This is a genomic window from Campylobacter sp. BCW_4341 (genome assembly GCF_001764255.1).
Taxonomy (GTDB): Bacteria; Campylobacterota; Campylobacteria; order Campylobacterales; family Campylobacteraceae; genus Campylobacter_D; species Campylobacter_D jejuni.
The window spans coordinates 86249-102772 of sequence record NZ_MKAH01000045.1 but is presented as its reverse complement, the minus strand read 5'-3'; the positions used below and the strand labels follow the sequence as shown (position 1 = coordinate 102772).

General features: G+C 26.9%; 32 protein-coding genes. 7 read left to right on the top strand and 25 right to left on the bottom strand.

Translation table 11 applies throughout. The features are described from left to right. Nucleotides 1–101: 101 nt before the first annotated feature. The 13 genes from AJN70_RS09665 to AJN70_RS07080 form a co-directional block, all read right to left on the bottom strand. Nucleotides 102–260, bottom strand: coding sequence for a hypothetical protein (locus AJN70_RS09665; protein ID WP_002880700.1), 159 nt, complete (start codon nucleotides 258–260; stop codon nucleotides 102–104). 203 nt (nucleotides 261–463) lie between these two features. Then, nucleotides 464–706 carry a helix-turn-helix domain-containing protein gene (locus tag AJN70_RS07135; RefSeq protein WP_044779914.1) on the bottom strand — a complete coding sequence of 81 codons (243 nt, stop codon included), beginning with the start codon at nucleotides 704–706 and terminating at the stop codon, nucleotides 464–466. A gap of 1 nt (nucleotide 707) precedes the next feature. Then, the gene (locus AJN70_RS07130; RefSeq protein WP_044779915.1) at nucleotides 708–1478 is read right to left on the bottom strand and encodes a hypothetical protein; all 771 of its coding nucleotides are present in this window, start codon (nucleotides 1476–1478) and stop codon (nucleotides 708–710) included. Nucleotides 1479–1575: 97 nt separating this feature from the next. Next, the gene (locus tag AJN70_RS07125) at nucleotides 1576–1953 is read right to left on the bottom strand and encodes a hypothetical protein (protein ID WP_044779916.1); all 378 of its coding nucleotides are present in this window, start codon (nucleotides 1951–1953) and stop codon (nucleotides 1576–1578) included. After that, nucleotides 1950–2183, bottom strand: coding sequence for a hypothetical protein (locus tag AJN70_RS07120; protein ID WP_002782536.1), 234 nt, complete (start codon nucleotides 2181–2183; stop codon nucleotides 1950–1952). The genes AJN70_RS07125 and AJN70_RS07120 overlap by 4 nt, the downstream gene beginning before the upstream one ends. A 9-nt stretch (nucleotides 2184–2192) precedes the next feature. Continuing rightward, the gene (locus AJN70_RS07115; protein WP_070240600.1) at nucleotides 2193–2486 is read right to left on the bottom strand and encodes a hypothetical protein; all 294 of its coding nucleotides are present in this window, start codon (nucleotides 2484–2486) and stop codon (nucleotides 2193–2195) included. Nucleotides 2487–2521: 35 nt separating this feature from the next. Continuing rightward, the gene (locus AJN70_RS07110; protein WP_059119414.1) at nucleotides 2522–3274 is read right to left on the bottom strand and encodes a DNA-methyltransferase; all 753 of its coding nucleotides are present in this window, start codon (nucleotides 3272–3274) and stop codon (nucleotides 2522–2524) included. Nucleotide 3275: 1 nt separating this feature from the next. Beyond that, complete coding sequence (locus tag AJN70_RS07105) at nucleotides 3276–3533, bottom strand: hypothetical protein (RefSeq protein WP_070295646.1); 258 nt, start codon at nucleotides 3531–3533, stop codon at nucleotides 3276–3278. Beyond that, complete coding sequence (locus AJN70_RS07100; RefSeq protein ID WP_070295645.1) at nucleotides 3514–4209, bottom strand: hypothetical protein; 696 nt, start codon at nucleotides 4207–4209, stop codon at nucleotides 3514–3516. Before AJN70_RS07100 ends, AJN70_RS07105 begins: the two co-directional genes overlap by 20 nt. Next, nucleotides 4209–4943, bottom strand: coding sequence for a hypothetical protein (locus tag AJN70_RS07095; protein ID WP_070295644.1), 735 nt, complete (start codon nucleotides 4941–4943; stop codon nucleotides 4209–4211). The genes AJN70_RS07100 and AJN70_RS07095 overlap by 1 nt, the downstream gene beginning before the upstream one ends. A gap of 1 nt (nucleotide 4944) precedes the next feature. Continuing rightward, nucleotides 4945–5799, bottom strand: coding sequence for a lambda-exonuclease family protein (locus AJN70_RS07090; protein ID WP_070295643.1), 855 nt, complete (start codon nucleotides 5797–5799; stop codon nucleotides 4945–4947). Continuing rightward, nucleotides 5789–6532, bottom strand: a complete 744-nt coding sequence (locus AJN70_RS07085) for a phage regulatory protein/antirepressor Ant (RefSeq protein ID WP_070210181.1) — start codon at nucleotides 6530–6532, stop codon at nucleotides 5789–5791. The genes AJN70_RS07090 and AJN70_RS07085 overlap by 11 nt, the downstream gene beginning before the upstream one ends. Beyond that, entirely contained in the window at nucleotides 6529–6711 is a 183-nt protein-coding gene (locus tag AJN70_RS07080; protein ID WP_002795990.1) for a hypothetical protein, read from the bottom strand. Before AJN70_RS07080 ends, AJN70_RS07085 begins: the two co-directional genes overlap by 4 nt. A 142-nt stretch (nucleotides 6712–6853) precedes the next feature. Here AJN70_RS07080 and AJN70_RS07075 point away from each other — a divergent pair, with 142 nt between their 5' ends. After that, on the top strand, nucleotides 6854–7051 hold the full coding sequence (locus tag AJN70_RS07075; protein ID WP_002810107.1) for a hypothetical protein: 198 nt from the start codon (nucleotides 6854–6856) through the stop codon (nucleotides 7049–7051). Here AJN70_RS07075 and AJN70_RS09660 read toward each other — a convergent pair. The 5 genes from AJN70_RS09660 to AJN70_RS07060 form a co-directional block, all read right to left on the bottom strand. Continuing rightward, nucleotides 7044–7196, bottom strand: a complete 153-nt coding sequence (locus tag AJN70_RS09660; protein ID WP_002871210.1) for a hypothetical protein — start codon at nucleotides 7194–7196, stop codon at nucleotides 7044–7046. The two genes, AJN70_RS07075 and AJN70_RS09660, sit on opposite strands and share 8 nt — an antisense overlap. Beyond that, a complete protein-coding gene (locus tag AJN70_RS07070) occupies nucleotides 7193–7447 on the bottom strand; it encodes a hypothetical protein (protein WP_070210045.1) in 255 nt (84 codons plus the stop codon). Before AJN70_RS07070 ends, AJN70_RS09660 begins: the two co-directional genes overlap by 4 nt. Continuing rightward, entirely contained in the window at nucleotides 7438–7707 is a 270-nt protein-coding gene (locus AJN70_RS07065) for a hypothetical protein (RefSeq protein ID WP_002783984.1), read from the bottom strand. The genes AJN70_RS07070 and AJN70_RS07065 overlap by 10 nt, the downstream gene beginning before the upstream one ends. A gap of 224 nt (nucleotides 7708–7931) precedes the next feature. Beyond that, nucleotides 7932–8102, bottom strand: coding sequence for a hypothetical protein (locus AJN70_RS09655; RefSeq protein WP_002871212.1), 171 nt, complete (start codon nucleotides 8100–8102; stop codon nucleotides 7932–7934). 496 nt (nucleotides 8103–8598) lie between these two features. Continuing rightward, the gene (locus AJN70_RS07060; protein ID WP_032593190.1) at nucleotides 8599–8871 is read right to left on the bottom strand and encodes a hypothetical protein; all 273 of its coding nucleotides are present in this window, start codon (nucleotides 8869–8871) and stop codon (nucleotides 8599–8601) included. Nucleotides 8872–8921: 50 nt separating this feature from the next. On the opposite strand from AJN70_RS07060, the gene AJN70_RS09650 reads away from it, so the two are divergent. Continuing rightward, complete coding sequence (locus tag AJN70_RS09650; protein WP_002810114.1) at nucleotides 8922–9071, top strand: hypothetical protein; 150 nt, start codon at nucleotides 8922–8924, stop codon at nucleotides 9069–9071. Here the strand turns inward: AJN70_RS09650 and AJN70_RS07055 are convergent. Further along, the gene (locus tag AJN70_RS07055; RefSeq protein ID WP_070284414.1) at nucleotides 9052–9243 is read right to left on the bottom strand and encodes a hypothetical protein; all 192 of its coding nucleotides are present in this window, start codon (nucleotides 9241–9243) and stop codon (nucleotides 9052–9054) included. The two genes, AJN70_RS09650 and AJN70_RS07055, sit on opposite strands and share 20 nt — an antisense overlap. Before the next feature lie 140 nt (nucleotides 9244–9383). Between AJN70_RS07055 and AJN70_RS07050 the strand changes: the two genes are divergently transcribed. Then, entirely contained in the window at nucleotides 9384–10118 is a 735-nt protein-coding gene (locus AJN70_RS07050; protein WP_002881990.1) for a hypothetical protein, read from the top strand. 79 nt (nucleotides 10119–10197) lie between these two features. Here the strand turns inward: AJN70_RS07050 and AJN70_RS07045 are convergent, their stop codons facing one another. From AJN70_RS07045 to AJN70_RS07030, 4 genes are all read right to left on the bottom strand, one after another. Next, the gene (locus AJN70_RS07045; RefSeq protein ID WP_070295642.1) at nucleotides 10198–11253 is read right to left on the bottom strand and encodes a ParA family protein; all 1056 of its coding nucleotides are present in this window, start codon (nucleotides 11251–11253) and stop codon (nucleotides 10198–10200) included. A gap of 166 nt (nucleotides 11254–11419) precedes the next feature. Then, complete coding sequence (locus AJN70_RS07040) at nucleotides 11420–12127, bottom strand: DUF3037 domain-containing protein (RefSeq protein ID WP_186821013.1); 708 nt, start codon at nucleotides 12125–12127, stop codon at nucleotides 11420–11422. Continuing rightward, on the bottom strand, nucleotides 12120–12908 hold the full coding sequence (locus AJN70_RS07035; RefSeq protein WP_070295640.1) for a HipA family kinase: 789 nt from the start codon (nucleotides 12906–12908) through the stop codon (nucleotides 12120–12122). Before AJN70_RS07035 ends, AJN70_RS07040 begins: the two co-directional genes overlap by 8 nt. A gap of 30 nt (nucleotides 12909–12938) precedes the next feature. Continuing rightward, a complete protein-coding gene (locus AJN70_RS07030) occupies nucleotides 12939–13610 on the bottom strand; it encodes a LexA family transcriptional regulator (RefSeq protein ID WP_070284420.1) in 672 nt (223 codons plus the stop codon). A 110-nt stretch (nucleotides 13611–13720) separates the two neighbouring features. Here AJN70_RS07030 and AJN70_RS07025 point away from each other — a divergent pair, with 110 nt between their 5' ends. Then, nucleotides 13721–13954, top strand: coding sequence for a hypothetical protein (locus tag AJN70_RS07025; protein ID WP_032599974.1), 234 nt, complete (start codon nucleotides 13721–13723; stop codon nucleotides 13952–13954). Next, nucleotides 13951–14151 carry a hypothetical protein gene (locus tag AJN70_RS07020; RefSeq protein WP_002819534.1) on the top strand — a complete coding sequence of 67 codons (201 nt, stop codon included), beginning with the start codon at nucleotides 13951–13953 and terminating at the stop codon, nucleotides 14149–14151. The genes AJN70_RS07025 and AJN70_RS07020 overlap by 4 nt, the downstream gene beginning before the upstream one ends. On the opposite strand, the gene AJN70_RS09645 is transcribed toward AJN70_RS07020, so the two are convergent. Beyond that, entirely contained in the window at nucleotides 14148–14303 is a 156-nt protein-coding gene (locus AJN70_RS09645) for a hypothetical protein (RefSeq protein ID WP_162842409.1), read from the bottom strand. The genes AJN70_RS07020 and AJN70_RS09645 overlap by 4 nt on opposite strands. 136 nt (nucleotides 14304–14439) lie before the next feature. Next, on the bottom strand, nucleotides 14440–14805 hold the full coding sequence (locus tag AJN70_RS07015; protein ID WP_070293542.1) for a hypothetical protein: 366 nt from the start codon (nucleotides 14803–14805) through the stop codon (nucleotides 14440–14442). A gap of 42 nt (nucleotides 14806–14847) precedes the next feature. On the opposite strand from AJN70_RS07015, the gene AJN70_RS07010 reads away from it, so the two are divergent. Next, a complete protein-coding gene (locus AJN70_RS07010) occupies nucleotides 14848–15849 on the top strand; it encodes a hypothetical protein (RefSeq protein ID WP_044778793.1) in 1002 nt (333 codons plus the stop codon). A gap of 10 nt (nucleotides 15850–15859) precedes the next feature. Then, on the top strand, nucleotides 15860–16510 hold the full coding sequence (locus tag AJN70_RS07005; protein ID WP_070295639.1) for a hypothetical protein: 651 nt from the start codon (nucleotides 15860–15862) through the stop codon (nucleotides 16508–16510). The last annotated feature ends 14 nt before the right edge of the window (nucleotides 16511–16524 follow it).

Genomic DNA, 16524 nt, shown 5'->3' with positions numbered 1-16524 from the left:
AGTTTAGTGTTGTTTTTTTACCTTTTTATAAGCTTTGTAAGCCTCATAAGAAGCAATAATAAGACAAATAGTTAAAAATCCGCTGATTATATATTCACCGCTCATTTTTTCTCCTTTCTATCTGCATAAATACTAAGTGCCATAAGTGCCACACTGCCAAACACTATATAAATGTTATTTAGTGTGATGTTGCCACTAAGTAAAGCATAATTACCATTGACAAATAAGCCAAGTCCTATGTTCTTAAGTAACTCTAACATAGTCAAATTTTAACAAAACTAACTTAAAACACTCTTACTTTAAAAGAACATTACAGAATTATTCTGTATTCTTAGAGTAATTATACATAAATATTATATAAAAGTCAATATATTTTATAGAAAATATATATATTTTTTAAAAATAAATACATAAATTTTCTGTATTTTAAAGGTATAAAGAATTTCTTTACACCTTTAAATGCTTATTTTTGAAGCTCTTTAAATAGTCTTACAAACTCATCAAGCATTTTAAGTCTTGTTTTTAAATGATGATTTTCTAATACTAAATTTAAAGATTTTTTAGCTTGTAAAGGCAAATCATTATCATTAGCTACCCATTTTTGAATAGTAGTAAGATGCACCCCCAAAATCTCGCTTAACTCCTTTTGCGTGATATTTAACTCTTTGCAAACCTTTTTAACGATGTTTTCTTTCTCTTCTGTCATATTACTCCTTTATATCTTTTGGTATAATACTATGTAATGCTGTAATACGATAAAGCTTAACTAAGCCATCTATTTTATGCACTGATAAATCTACTAAGTAGTAATTATCGAATGGATTTTTATTGATAAGATCTTTTGCTTCTTTATCTACTATTTCAGTGCTTATTGCTTTATTTGGAACAATATCATCACATATAGCCTTATCTTTTACTATGCGTTCGCTATCTTTAACTTCTTTCATTCTTATTAAAACATTTTGGAAGTGTTTTTGTTCTTTGTCTTCATAGTTTTTGATTTGTTTTGCTGTGGCTATGCCTTGTTTATAAGCGTCTTTGTTTTCTTGATTAATAATAATGCAATCTTTATAATCATTAAAAGTAATACTAAGATTTAAATCTTTTTGCTCTGCTAAGGCTAAAATGCTTTCTAAGTTGTCAAGATTACTCTTAGTTAATGTTTTATCTTCTTTAATCTCTTCTACACTTTTTTTACCTATATTTTTAATATTGTTAAAGAATTCAAAATAAGCATTTATATTTGGTAGCAATTCTCCAAACATAAGAGCACCACATACAACAAGATTAAAAACATCACTTCCTTTTTCTACTGATTTTAAAGTTGTTTTAATACCGCTAGTTCCTTGAGTTATATAAATATACTCATCTATAGAATTGTTTAATGCCAATAGTGCGTTAGATAAAGTTTTAATATCTATTGGATTATCTTTTTGTATGGTAAATCTTATATTTACATTTTCAATTGCATCTCCCATAATACCTCCTTTACAATTCCTTCATCACCTGCTAAAGTTTCATCTTTAAATATTTCTTTTCTATATTTTTCTAAGTTTTCCATTAATTCTCCTTTATTTAAAACATAAATTTAAGGCTCATTTCTAAAGCCCTATTTACAATACTTCTTATAAGCTCATCTCTTCCTGTACTTAAAGCTTTTTTAAGTTGAACCCCTAAGCCATCTTGTTTTAAAAGCTCTAAGGCTTTCGGTTTTAAAATAGCTTTTTTAACTTTTCCGCTTTCTAAATCCATACTCTCAAAATCCAAAAAATGATTATTTTTTAGGTAATTTATCGTATGATAAGCGTTTAATTGATGTGTTAAAAACTCTTCATATTCTAGTTTTGGGATAAAATCAAAAAAGTTAAAATCGCTTGGAATAGGAAAGGTACTATAAAGTTCTCCCAAAGTTTTTGCCGTATAGCTTTCAAAAAGCTCAATATTTTCACTCATTTAAATCCCCATTTATTGCAAAGCAAATTTAAATCCGTATTTGTCTTTAAAAGTTCATCAAAATAAAGCTCTAGTTTATCAATATAAAGTCTAGCACCTTTTAAATCATCATTTTGTATATTTTTAATTGCTAGATTTTTACTATCTTTGATAAGTCTTTGAAGCTCATCTTTTTTATCTTTAAGCTCAGTTAAACGACCTCTTGCGTAAGTAATTGTTTCTTCTTGCATTTTAATCCTTTATCTCATACAAAATTCAATCAGATCATCAATATCATTAAAATCATTTTTAGAAAAGTATAAATAAGCTTTAGGACTGATTAAAACTCCTGAAAAATCGCTATTGTTTTCTTTGTCGTATTTTAAAACTTTGCATTCTTTTAGAAAATGAATACAAGAGCTAAAGTCTATTTTATATTCTTTACAATCTTTGTTAAAGTCATCTGAAAAAAGTATGCTTTGATTTGGAAAATCATTTAAAAGTGTTTTTATAATACGTTTTGAAATAAGCTTAAAAGCTTTGAAATTTTGCATTAATTCTCCTTTATTTTATTTTATCAAAATTTTACTTAAGCAAATAGACTTCTTTCTATATGTTTAAACATAATTTCATTAGCACTTTTAAAAAAGTCTTTTTTAATCTCAAAGCCATAAGCTTTGCGGTTTAAATTACAAGCTGCTAAAAGAGTACTTCCGCTTCCAGCACATGGATCTATAACAACATCACCTGCATCTGTAAAAATAGTGATTAATCTTTCTAGTAATTTAACAGGCTTTTGTGTGGGATGCACTTTAGGAATGCCTTCATCTTTTTGCCAATCCATGCAGTTATAAATCATCTTTCCATCATTGTTAAATTTTGGAAGTTTTTCACGATATAAGATTAAAGCATATTCACAATTTCCAACTATTTTCATATTTGCTTTTAAAACTTGAGATGAGCTTTGTTTTCTAAAAACCAAATTTATATAATGATTAAAGCCATATTTTTTAGCTACTTCAATTAACATTGCTTGTTGCTCAAAAGAGCAAAAAACAATCATGCAAGGACTTTTACCGCATTCTTTAGGTTCTTTTATAAGCATTTTAGAGCAAAAGTGCATAAATTCGCTAACTCTAAAATCATTATCTGTGTCAAAAAATGCTTTGTTTGCTTTTTTGCTTTCTCCATTTTTATTATCCCCATTTATATACCATTCAGGAGATGAAGCATAAGCATTGTTGCCTAAATTATAAGGAATATCAGCTATTACAAGCTGTGCTTTTGGTATATTATATCTTTTAAAATTTTGAAAATGGTCGTTATATAAATTTGGTTTCATTCTAACTCCTTAAAAATTTTTCAACATCTTCAAAAGCTTTAACAATAAGCTTTTTTTCATGAAAGAAATTTCTTCCGCTTGACTTACTTTTGTAAATTTTGTAAGCCTTTCTGAGTTCTTTTTTGCTTATGTGATTTTTATAATTTATTTTTTCGATTTTTATTTCATTTTGTTTAGCAAATTCGCAAAAACAAGTTCTTCTTTCACTAAATGGTATGATTTTTACAATTTCAAGATAATTAGAACGGCAAACTTTCATCATCATCTCCTATTTCGATATATTTTTCATTGTTATTGTTTTTTACTTCATTTCCATAAGGATTGTAACTCTGATTTTCTTTTGGAATAAATGATTTATTATTGTCGTTATTTAAAGATTTATGCCTTGCTTTAAAAGATTTTATAGATAAAGGCTTTTTATTATTTTGAAACTCATCCATGTTTTGCATTTTTTCATTAAAAATTCTATCAAGAAAGATTTTGTTAGCAAGCTCTCCATTTTTACTTAAATATTCTTCTGTTCCAAAACCTAAAACTAAAAGTTTATTAACTAAAGAATTTAGATAAATAACTTCAGTCTGCACTCCAAAAACATTCTCATTTCCCTTTTCGCTAAAATCAAGTTCATCAATTCCAAAGAATTTCATAATAGCGTTTAATTGTCTAAATCCTAAATAATTTTCTTTTTCTCCATTTTTATTGATATAGCTAAAATCGTTATTTTTAGCTACAAAAAGATTAAAAATAGCTAGTTTTTGCTCTTTTCTGGTTAAAAATTCAAAACAAATAAAAGTATTATTGCTTCCATCACTTGCCAATTTATCATATAAAAAGGCTTTGCGGAAAACTCCGCTATAAATCCCACCTTCACTTAAATACTCTACGCTTGGCGCATAATTTGCCACTTCAAAACTTGCCTTAAATGCTGGTAGCATTATAATTCTCCTTTTAATTGTGTTAAAAATTCATCTTTATTACTTAGAACTTCTTGTATTTTTTCACTTGTAAATAAAGAATGTTTTTTTATAAAATTGTTTTGCTCTTGGGTGTTTAAACCATTATCACTCATAAATTTTCTAAGTTCAGCACCTAAAGCTTTTAATTCTTTTGCTTTATTTTCTATAGCTTTTTCATCACTACCCCAAACTTTTAAATCTTCATTTGGATTTAAAAATCGCTTTTCTTTTATCGTTTCTAATTCACTCTCATCAAGCATTCCAAGTCCGCAAATACTTAAGGTTACACGCCTTTTTGCTTTTGTGATAGTTTTCATTATTGCGTTCGCTAAATTATCGCCACCTAAATTTTTAATATTTAAAGCACCTGTATCGCAATCAGTTCTTCCATCTGGTGTTGCTGCGTAGGCTGTAACCATATAGATATCGCCAACTTGTGCCACTTCTGTTTTTGTAATACTTACTTTTCTTATTTGTCTTAGTTGATCTGTTGCTGATTTGTTTGCGTATAAAGTAAGTTTGCCATTTAATACTATGTATTCAAAAGGCTTTGTAAGCATGTTTAAGCCTAAACTTTCACAAAGATTTTTAACATAACTCGCTCGTTCTACATCACTAAGCTTTGATAAATCACCTTTTACCAAAGCCAACTCATAAGGATTAAAATTTATTTCTAATTTATTTTCTTCTTTTAATACAACTTCATTACTCATTTTATGCTCCTTTTTTGATTTTTAAACACATTGAAGTACTTTCTTTATAAAACTCTTTAGGCACAGTAATATTTTTTTGCTCTAAAAAGCCCTTATAATCAATTGTAGTTCTACTTTGCGGATAAATTGTAATATCTAAACATCTTGCTTTTTCTCCATTTGCTAAGGCTATGAGTTCTTTTTTAAGACTTTCTAGCTTTTCTTTAATAGGTTTAATCGTGTTTTCAAGCCTTATGATTTCAATCGTTAGATTTTTTGCTTTAGTATCTTTAAGCTCTTTATATTCACTTTTTTGATCTATGATATAATCTAATATAAATTGCTTTATATTTTTAACTAACCATTTTTGATAAGCTTCATCTTTTAAAACTTCGCACTCTACAATCTCTTCTTCTTTATTCATGGCTACAAAAATGCATTTTTCTTTACCACTGATATAGAGTTGAAATTGAACTTGGGCGTAGTATTTATCGCTTGGCTTTTTATTTCTTTTGATAAAATCATACTCATCTTGCGAATATTTAAACTCATAAATAACGCCGTTTTTATCGATGCCATCTAAACTTGCAATAAACATTTCATTTTCTAAACTTTGTAAAACTATAGGAGTGATACTCACAGAATGTAAAAACTCAACTCTAGCTCTAATCAAAGCTTCATAATTATTGCCTTTTTTCATAGCTTCGTTTTGATAGACTTCTTTAAGTCCCAAGATGATATCTCTTGCTTCTTCTTTGGAATTAAAAGCACCTTTGATACCTACGCAAGATGCTACCATCGATGCACCTATTTTTCCTTTTCTAAAATTTAACCATTCATGGCTACCTTGTTCTAAGTCGATTATTTTATACTGCATGATTAATTCCTTCTAATAATAAATTTGCGATTTTAATTTGTCCTTTGCCTGTGATTTTCGTTGTGCTTACTAATCTATCTCCATTTATTGTGCTGATAGTTGTTTCACTTACTTTAAAAAGCCCTTGTTCTATGCATTTTTGATAAGGCTTATTATCACTCATTAAAAAGCCATTATCCCTTAAAAAAGCAAAAAGTCTTTTTTCTCCGATTTCAATTTTATTTTTTTCATAAAGTATTTTTGCGAAATCTCTTATTAAAATAGCATCATTAGTATCTTTTATACGATTTGCAAAGTGAATAAGTGGTGCGTTTTGTTCGGCTTCGTTTTTTAGGCTTTGATTTTCTATTTGAAGCTTTTCATTTCTCTCTAAAAGTTCTAATTGCATTTGCAAACTTTCTTTTAATGAAAGCGGTTTATAACTTTGTTTTTTAAGCTCATTTTCTAAGTATTCTAATCTATCAATTATCTTTGCTCTTAGTTCTACACTATATCCACTCACTAAAATTAGCACTTCTCTTTTTGGTAAGCGATAATACTTGTAAAACTGCTTATTTTGTGGGTTTTGGTAGGTATGCTCAAATTTGAAGACACCCCCTTCAACCACTTTTTCTAAGTAAGTTTCTATATCTCTTGTAACATTTCTGTGTTCTTTTCCTGTAAGCTCTGCTATCTCTAAAGAAGTTAAGCTTATTTCTTTGTTTTCATCTTTTCTAAACAGCTCTAAATTCATTTTTCATCTCCTTTTAATAATTTTAAAATTTTTTTATCTCTAGCCTTGTTATTTTGAATATAATTATCAAGGCAACAAAATATACTGAAAGCAAATTCCAATACTTCAAAATTGCTTAAATCCTTTTTTCCTTTAGTCGCTTTTGCTAAACATTCTAAAAACTTTTCTTCTTGACTCATTGGTATCCTTTTGTAATTTTTTGTATTCTTAAGAATTACAAAATTATATAAAATTATTTTTGTATTGTCAAGTAATACAATGTATGCTTTACAAAAAAAAGTTTTTTTTGTAAAATTACAATAAATTACAAAAAGGAAAACATTGGAAGAGAAACAAAAAACCAATAAATCAGAAATAATATCGATAAGGCTTGATACTGTAACAAAAAACAAACTCGCCTATATATGCGAACTTGAGTATCGCCCTATGGCTTTACAAATAAGAAAAATCATTGAAGATTATATTAATGCCTATGAAAGCGAAAATTCATTATGGCAAAAAGGTGATTACCCTAATTAGTTTTATTTTTATTCTTAACATAATCGCTTAAAATTTTAACTATTTGAGTTGCTAAAGGGCGGTATTCTTTATCTGCTATTTTTTGCAACTCTTCTTTTAATTCTAATGGAATTCTTATACTTAGCGGTTTTGTTTGTTTTTTCATAATTCTTTCTCCTTTAATCTTTTTACTTCTTTAATAGCTTTATCATCATTTTTAAAAACGCCTATAAGCCCTAAAGCATCAAGTATTTTTATACGAAAATTACTAAGTTTTACATTGATTTCAATTTCTTCTTCGAGTTTCAATGAAATTTCATTTATAGCAGTATCTTTTAATGCTATTACACCTTTTAGCCTTTGAATTTCTTTTTCTAAATATCTTATTTTTTTATTCTTTTTACTATTTAAGAACATAGTTTCGACCTTTCTTTTGCATAAAGAAGCTCATAAATTTTATTTTGCAAAGAGCTAATTTCTTTTATATTTTTCATATTTGCTTCTATTTGGTCTTTTAACTCTTTTAAAAGTTCTATTTTTTCATTTTCAAGATTAGAAATTTCAGTTTTTAAAGATTTATTTTCATCTTTTAAAGACTTATTTAGCTTCATTTCTTTTCTGTACTCATCTTTACTTAGTTTTATGATGACTTGTTCTTTTGTGTGATAAGCTTTCATTTTTTCTCCTTTTAGATTAATGCTTAAAAGGGACAACTGAGTTCTTTAGAAGGGAAATAAAACAAAAAGGCAAATTCTCAAGTAGTAAAGTTGCCCCATTTAAGCATTAAAGGAGTTTAAGAAAAGCCAAGAGCCTTGCTCTCTTGGCGTGAGTATTGTTTAAGTATAGGCTAAGCAAGGCTATTCTATAATTTTAGTGTTAAGGTTATTGCTGGTTGATTATTTCAATCAGCTCTTTTACTATTTTTAATAGCAAGAAAATAATATTTAAAATCTTTTCTATCATTAAAAATAGCTCCTTTCCCACCAAGAGAAATTAGCCACTTAAACAATGTTATTTTATCAAATTTATTTTTATTTTTGATAAAGCCGAGTAAATCCGCAAGTCTCGGCATTGTATAATCGTTTAAGTTTATGCTAAGCGGATTTGGTTAGAATTTGTCTGTGTTTTATAAAAGTGTGGCTATTTAATTGTAAAGTCTTAATAGCTCTAAAACTAATTGTAAAATTAGAATTAAAATAGTTATTAATTTTTCAATCATTTTAGCCTCCTTTCTCAACACCGAGACAAGTTAGCAACTTAAACTTTATAATTATACTTTCTTTTTCTTAAACTCTTGATTTTCTGTCGTTTTTAAAGTGCAAGAAAACCTTAAAAATAGCACTATAAACAATAATAACGAGCCAAGTTTATGGATAACTTGCTAACCCTTCCGCTATGTTATTGCTATTGTTTTATCCGAAATAAATTCGTTTAAAACCGCTTTGCTAAAGCCCCCGTCCCACTTCGTGGGTAAGAGTAAAGCAAAGAAAAGAACATTAGCAATTAAGCTTAATTTTCAAGCGGTCAAAAGCTTAAGAAAGCCCTTTTTTAAAGGACTTGTTAAACTTTTAAAAAAGCTTTTTGCATTGTTTTTCGAATTTTCTAACTCTCTCTAAAAGTTCATAAGCATTTCTCATAAATTCATCTCCATAAGCTTGTAAAGATATAGATATTTCTTCATCATCTTCTAAGCTTATTTCTAAAGAGTTTTTAAAATCTTGCAAGTTTGCAAATATATTTTCTAAATTCTCTTTGCTTTCAAACTCATTTGCAATTAATTCTTTTGTTTGGCTAGAAATTCTTTTTTCTTCTCTATCAAAATAAAAATCTGTGAAACTCATTTTTTATCCTTTTTTAGTTATAATCACTTTCACTCTAGGAAGGTGATGTAATGGACGAAATACAAAGCTTAAAAGCTCAACTTAATAATCTTCTTTTAAGAGTTAGCGAACTAGAAAGTAAAGTCGCAACCCTTGAAAAAAGACTAAATGACAAAGATTTTCAAGTTTTAAATGAAACTCCTAATCTTTTAGAGAAATAACAAATCCTTTGTTTTCAAACGCTTCTTTGGTGACTATGTTTTTAACTGCATTATCAAGAACATCAGCTAAAAACTCTTCCAAAGAAGCGTAACTTTTTGAATAATTTCTTTCAAAAGCTATTTCTAGCATTTTTTTAAAATCAGGTCTTAAATCTAATTTAATCTCTAGCATTTTTTCTCCTTTTTGTTTTGTTGAAATAATTCTACAAAATGGATAATTAAAACAAACTTAAAATTTATACAATTTGGATAATTTTTAAAAAATATTTGTGGTATAATTTGTTATATGAATTAAAATAAAGGGTATATTTTTTGAAAAATCAAACATATGAAGATAAACTAGAAGAAGCATTTGATGATTATCTAGATGATAGAATGAGTAAATATGAACTTTTTAAAAAAATCAGTGAAATAAAAATTGAAAATTTAAAAAATATTAAAGATGTTTATCTAAAAGTTCCTAATTTATTTCAATTTAAATGGCTCCTATTCTGTGTAGTAATGTATTTTATTTGCGTTTTTATATCTATGAGTTTTTTAAAAAATGAAGTTTGGTTTTTTGTTTATTTTATATTTTTTCTATATGTTTATGCAAAAGGAGTTGACAGAAAAATTTTAGATAGAGATTTAAGATATTTATCTAATAGCATAGACAATTGTGAAGAATATATAGAAAAATTAAAAGAGAGAATTAAATATATCGAAGATGAGCTACTTGATTTTATGGATGGAGCGAAAGAAAAAGCAATTATAGAAGATTATTTTAAATTAAAAAAATATGCTGAATATGTAAAATTTCAACTTAAAATTTTAGAATCACAGCCAACGTTACAAAATGAATTAGATAAATTGAAAAATTCTTTTAAGTTTGAACCATCACATAAAACAATTGATTTTTATTTTTCTGGAATTGAAAAACAAATAAAAAACGAAATGGGATTTAGCGATAAGATGAAATCGATAATAGAGAATGAAGAAACTCTTTGGTTTAATAAAGATAGCTACAAATTTTATAATTATTTCTATAAAGAACGAGAAGAAGATTAAAAACTATTTGCGATGGATATAAAAGGTTTATGGGGTATTGAGAGTAAGACTATAAAAAATAACCAAGAAAAAATCTTGGTTATGAAGTTATATTGATTATCGTTCTTCCAAGTTTCATAAATGTGTTATGAAAATCTTGTATTTTTTCTTTACTTGTTTGTTTAGCTGCGCCAAACTGATTGGCCTCATCTAAATCTTTATCATCTAGTAAAAATACTGGTTTTTTACTTCTTTGACTTATTGCTATTAAAGTATTAAAATCTGGAATCTGTGCTAAATCATATGGGGATAAATTTGGAAATTCATTTTTTATTCCATTTTCAAATTTTTCCTTTTCGATTACACAATTAATATCTGACAATTCTGTTACGAGTGTAGTATTAATAGCTTCTCTTATAGCGCTAATCCATTTTTCAAACGCCTTTGTAGGAGCCTCATTTCTAAGTCTGTATCTTTGTTGGATTGCTCCTATGAATAAAGGATTATTGGATATACCTTTTACACCTGTAGCTTGTTTAAAATCTTTTATTTCTTTATGCCATAATTTAATAGTTTTACTTAATGAATGTATTGCTTGTAGGCAAAAATAATCCGGACTTGTAGGAACTATAAAATATCTACTACCCATAAGAGCAATTTGATTTAGACCACTAATACTAGGGCTTAAATCTAGCAATACATAATCTATTTCATTATTTATTGCTATTTTGTTTAAAACTTCAAAAAAGCATGTTATGATATTGCCCAATATCGGAATACCTGCGGTTATTTTCAATGCCGTTGTTATTTGACTATCTAATTGAGAAAGATTTAAACTACCAGCTAATAAAAATAAATTATCATTTACTGGAAAAATTTTACCATCATTGGCTAAATCATAACTATTAGCTCCAGATATAATTTTTTCAATAATAGGCTCGAATGTTATAAATTGTCTACTCTGATAAAAACTAGCCATAAAGTCATCATCTAAGGCTTTGCTTGATAAAACAAGTCCTGTTAAATTACATTGCGGATCTAAATCCACCATCAAAATCTTTTTACCCAATTTTGATAAAGCCCAACCTATATTATAAGTTGTTGTTGTTTTGCTAACTCCACCTTTGTGGTTAAAAAAACATATTGATTTTGCCATCAATTCAGTTCTCCAATATTTTTATAATAAATTATATATTATTTTAAATAATATAAACTATAAATTCTGTATAATTGTATAAACTTTCAATCTTCGCTTGTAATATGTATAATCAGCAAAAGCTAGAGTTGCTAGCAGTGGTAAGATTATAGTTTTTTCATTTTGTTTAACTTGTTGCTTTAATCATTTCTTTTAAAGTTCTGCTTTGGTTTTCTTCATCATAAAAAGGTTCAAAGTTAAAATGCACTTTTTCTAAATTTTCCCTACCCTTTTGAGTTTTTTTACCAAGCGTAAATTGTTCACATTGTAAGAAATATAAAAGCATATCATATTCTAAAGTTTTTGCAAAAGCTTCTTTTATATCATCTATGTTTGCTATATTTCCAAGTCTTGAAAATATTTCATTTTTAGAATGCTTATTTATAATATGAAAGTTATATTCTCCACGCTCAGATATTAGTTCTAAATCATTTTTAAAATCAGTATCTATTAAATTAATAGCATTATTTTTTATTTCCTCGTATCTTATATTTCTTTCTTTTGATTCAAAATTTTTAAATTTTTCTCCTATTTTTTCATAATATAAAAAATTTTTTGTACTTTCTAAAGTATCATGCAATATAGTATCAAATTCGCTAAACCTAAAATGATTACCATACCAATATTTTTCATTTGTTTCTAATTTTAATCTTTCAATACTATTTTTAATAAAATTGGTATTTAGAAAATGACATTTAGATAAGATTTTTAAATGTGTATCGCTAATATAATGTTGTATTTTATTTCCATTCTCATCCCAAAGCCAAAAACCTATATTTATAAATTCTTCACTGGCTGAGTAAGGAAAATATTTTATCATTTTATATTTAAACATTTTCATGACTATATACCGCTTTTTGTCCTTGTCTTTTATATATCATATTGCTTAAAGCTTGTTTTTGTGCTGAAGTCAAGCTTAGCCATTCTAATGGTATAGCGTTTATTATATCTAAAATTTCTTGACAATTTAATTTCTTTTTATTTATTTTGATATGTTTTAAGTGGTCAAGCAATAAATAATTTTTATCGAAAGTATTTTTATCAAAATACTGATTAGAGTTAATCTCATCATCTAAAATAATATTTAATGCCTTTAATATATCAAAAGCTAAACCAAAATCAATCAAAAAAATCTTTTTTAAATCATTGATTAAAATATTTGGATTTTTAAATTCTCTATCGCTATTCATTAAAATTCCATCATACAAGCAAGTATAATTTTTAAATTTATTTGTTAATTCTTTTGGATAAATTTTACTTGCATTAAATATATATGAAATTCCTAAATTTAAACCTTTTGAATTTTTGATATTTTCTAATGCTTCTTTGTCTCTTTGAGTTCCATTTTTTAATTTGTTATCTGCTAATTTTATAAAATCATCATCTATATTTAATAAAGCTATACCGGGGATATCTTTAAAATTTAATTCTTGCAAATATAAATAAGAAAAAAGTTCAGCAAATAAGCTTTTTCCAGTTCCGCAAACACTGTTATATTTAGTTTTTAATATAAATTTAGAATTATCCTTAATACTTACTTCTAAAGGACAACTAGTTCCATAATCAGTAACCCTTATAATATTAGATATCTCAAAAATATTTAATTTTACTCTCATCCCACCACTTCTATAAAATTTTTAAAGGTTTCAATTTTCATTTACCAATTTTAAATTAGATTTTGCGTTATTTGGTGTCTTTTGAATTTTTACAACTTTATAGATTTTCAAATCATCGATATCATCGATATCAATCCTAAAAGTAGTCGTTTTAAAACTATCACTTTGGTTAACTGGTTTAAATTCAATAACTCCAACATCTTTCTTTTCTACAAAAATCTTGCAAGCAATTTCATTATTATAGGTATAAACAACAAGATCTCCATGTCTTGGTTTTGAACTGTCTGTATCATATATAATAATGTCTCCATCTTCAATTATAGGAAACATGCTATCGCCATTCGCTCTAGCTGCTTTTAAATTTGATTTATTTTGTGATAATGGTATATAAGTAAATTCATCTTGACACTCATAAACATCATTAATTGGCAAGCCGCAACTTACAGAGCCAGTAATTCTAATTCTTTGTACTTCAATTGGCTCATCTGATATTAAAACATTTGCATCAGTTTCTCCAAGAACTTTCATAACCGCTTCGATAAATTCTGCAGTCATTTTTCTTTGTCCTAATGCATATTTTGAAATTGCAGCGGTTTTAATTCCATGTCCATTTCTATACCCATATGCGGTTAATTTCTCTGCTAGCTCATTTTGTGTTAAATTATGCTTTTTTAAGAGTTTCTTTAAATTCTCTCCATTCATATTTTATAACCTTATATTCCAAAATAATTATACATATTGTATAATTTATAATTCTACAAATCGGATTATTTTAAGAAAATTTTAATTATCCATTTTGTAGAATTATATTTATGAAAAGAATAGATTTAATTAAAAAAATAACTTTGAAATTTGGAGGAGCCAATAGCTCTTGGTATGCAAAACTTAACGGCAATAGGAAGGTTGATATAAAAACCGCATTAAAATTAAAAGATGAATTTAATATTCCATTAGAAGCATGGGGAGATTCTGAAATTTTGAGTAAAACAATGAATGAAATTATAAACATACCTAAGCGTGGGAGAAAAAGAAAGGATAGAGAATGAAAAAGGCAATGAAAAGGGTTAGGATTGAAATTGATATTAGCGATGAAACCTATGAGATAATGCTTAAGCTTATGAAAAAAAGAAAATATGAAAAAGTAGAAGATTTACTCTTTGCATATATGGGAACTATGTATAAAATGGAGCTTGCTGGTGCTTTGCTTGAGAATGATAAAAATCTAAGTCTTATTAAGACTTAGATTTCTCCTAAGTAATTTGGAGTTTCCAAAGAGTAGTGTTGTGGTTGTACAGCTTGTTCTAGCTGTTTTATCCTGTTTTCTAACTCTTTGATTTGTTCTTCTAACTTTGAAACTCTAGCTTCTGTAGATTTTTGATTTTGCTTTTCATCCATTTTGATAAGTCCTTTTCTTGATTTGGTGCAAAAAAATTATAGCAAAGGACTTTTTAAAACGGATTAAGGAATGAAATGCTTGAAAGATTGATTGAGATTATAGGATTATTTATTTTTACTTTGATGATGTTGCATTTTAGACTGTTTCTAGTGGCTGGTATTTCGGCTGGGATTTTAATATCTTGCATTTATCATTATCTAAAACGCATTTTTTATCACGGTAGTGAGGACAAATAATGTATTTAAATTTATCTTTTTTAAAAACCATTTCAAAAGGAGTTTTTTTTGTAACTAATTTATATCCTAAGTTAGGATATAGTCTTTTTGTCAAATCGTTTTCTAGCTTCATATCTTTAATACAAACTCTTTTTAGTTTTTGTTTTTTAGTTAAATATAAAAACAAAGGACGCATACTTAAACCAAATAAAACACCTATTAAAAAATATAACAAATTTTCTAAAGTGGCGGTTTTTAGCATTTCGGATAAGAAAGAATTAAACATAAAAAACCTTTTTAATTTAAATTATAACATAAAGGAGAGTTGGTGATACCAAGTTTTATAGCAAGTTTTGATGTAGCTTTGGGGCGTAAAAGCCTAAGAGAGAGAAAAGGCTATTTAAAATTATCAAACACTATAGCTTATGGTGGTCTTAGTGTTGATGCTTTAGCATTGTATATTCAATTAGCAAAGCTTAGTGAAAAAACGATTGTAAGTGAGATCTATCTAAGAGAGTTTATAAAAGTTAAAAATAATCAAAGAATTAGTTTAAATAGACTAAGAATTGCTAAAAAAGAATTAATTGAACTAAGACTTTTGGAAATTAAAAAGGTTAGAAATGGCTCTTTAAATTTTTATGAGTGGATTTTAAAAGATGAAAATTATCAAGTTAAAAAACATTTTAACAAATCTTTATCTTTGCTTAAAAACAGTGATGAAAAGCTAAGCAAAACTCTTAAAAATAACACTTCATCAATCGACAGAAAATTAACTACTGAAAACGAAAAAAAAGAGAATTTGCATTATATAGAAACACGCACGCACGCACGCGATAATAAATTTATAAATAATATAAATATTAATAATAATAAATTTATAAAAAAAGAGAATTTAGAAAATTTAAAAAATAATCAAGAAAAGAAAGAACGCGTTTCTAATCAAAACGCCTCTTTTGTGACGAGCTTTATTGATTTTAGCAAAAAGGAGTTAGAGAAAATGGCAAAAAAAGAGTTTAAAGTCCCAAATGCAAATGAACTCATGAGACAAATAATAGCTTTTAATGAGAAAAATGGCACAAACTTTGGTGAAGAGTTGGCTAATGATTTTATAGGCTATTGGGATGCTAGGGAATGGAAAAGAAATGGAAAAAGAATGTCAAGTGTGGCAGGAAGTCTTTATACATGGCTTAAATATGCTAAAGAAAATGAAGCAAGAAAAAATCAGCGTTTTAACAGAAAAAAAGAAGCCAATCCTAGTGTGGTTGATAGCTTGATGGAGTATTACGGAATGAAAGATGAGAACAAAAACAAGCTCTTAGGATGCTTTTAAGGAGTAGAAAATGCAAGAAAAAATACAAATTTTAATGGACTTATTGGAAATTAATAAGGCTCAAGCAACTGATATAGTAGGTAGATATTTGCAAGATGCAAAAGATATTCATGCTTTCTTAGATTTTTATTTCGAAACTTTAGAAAGAGAGAATATCGTAGGGACAACCTATGAGAAATTAAGAAGAGTTTGCAAAAGGGCTCAAATCGAGTTTAAAAAGCGTTTTGAAGATAAGGAAATATTTTTAGAATGGTTAAAAAATAAATATAAAAATAGTCCATTTTTTAGATTGCTTGAAAGTGATTTTAAATACTCATATGTTTGTTATGATGGACAGGGCAACCTTTTTAAACGATTAGCAAAATCAATTAATATGTTGGTTTGTCTAAATAATTTTGGAGAATTAACCTACGAAGATGGAGAAATGCTAAAAAATAACGAATTTAAACACGCTTTAATAGATTTTATATTTAAAAATCAAGAGCGCATAGGAAAAGATATATATATAAATACTTCTTATAAGATAAAAGGATATACATCTTTAAGCCATGAAGAAGAATATAATAACTTTAAGAAGGTGCAGAAAAAATTTTTTAAGGAGAATCAAGAAGAATTTCAAAAGAAAGTAAAAGTCAAAATGGCTTTTAAAAATATAAGCTAAATTTAAGAAAGTCT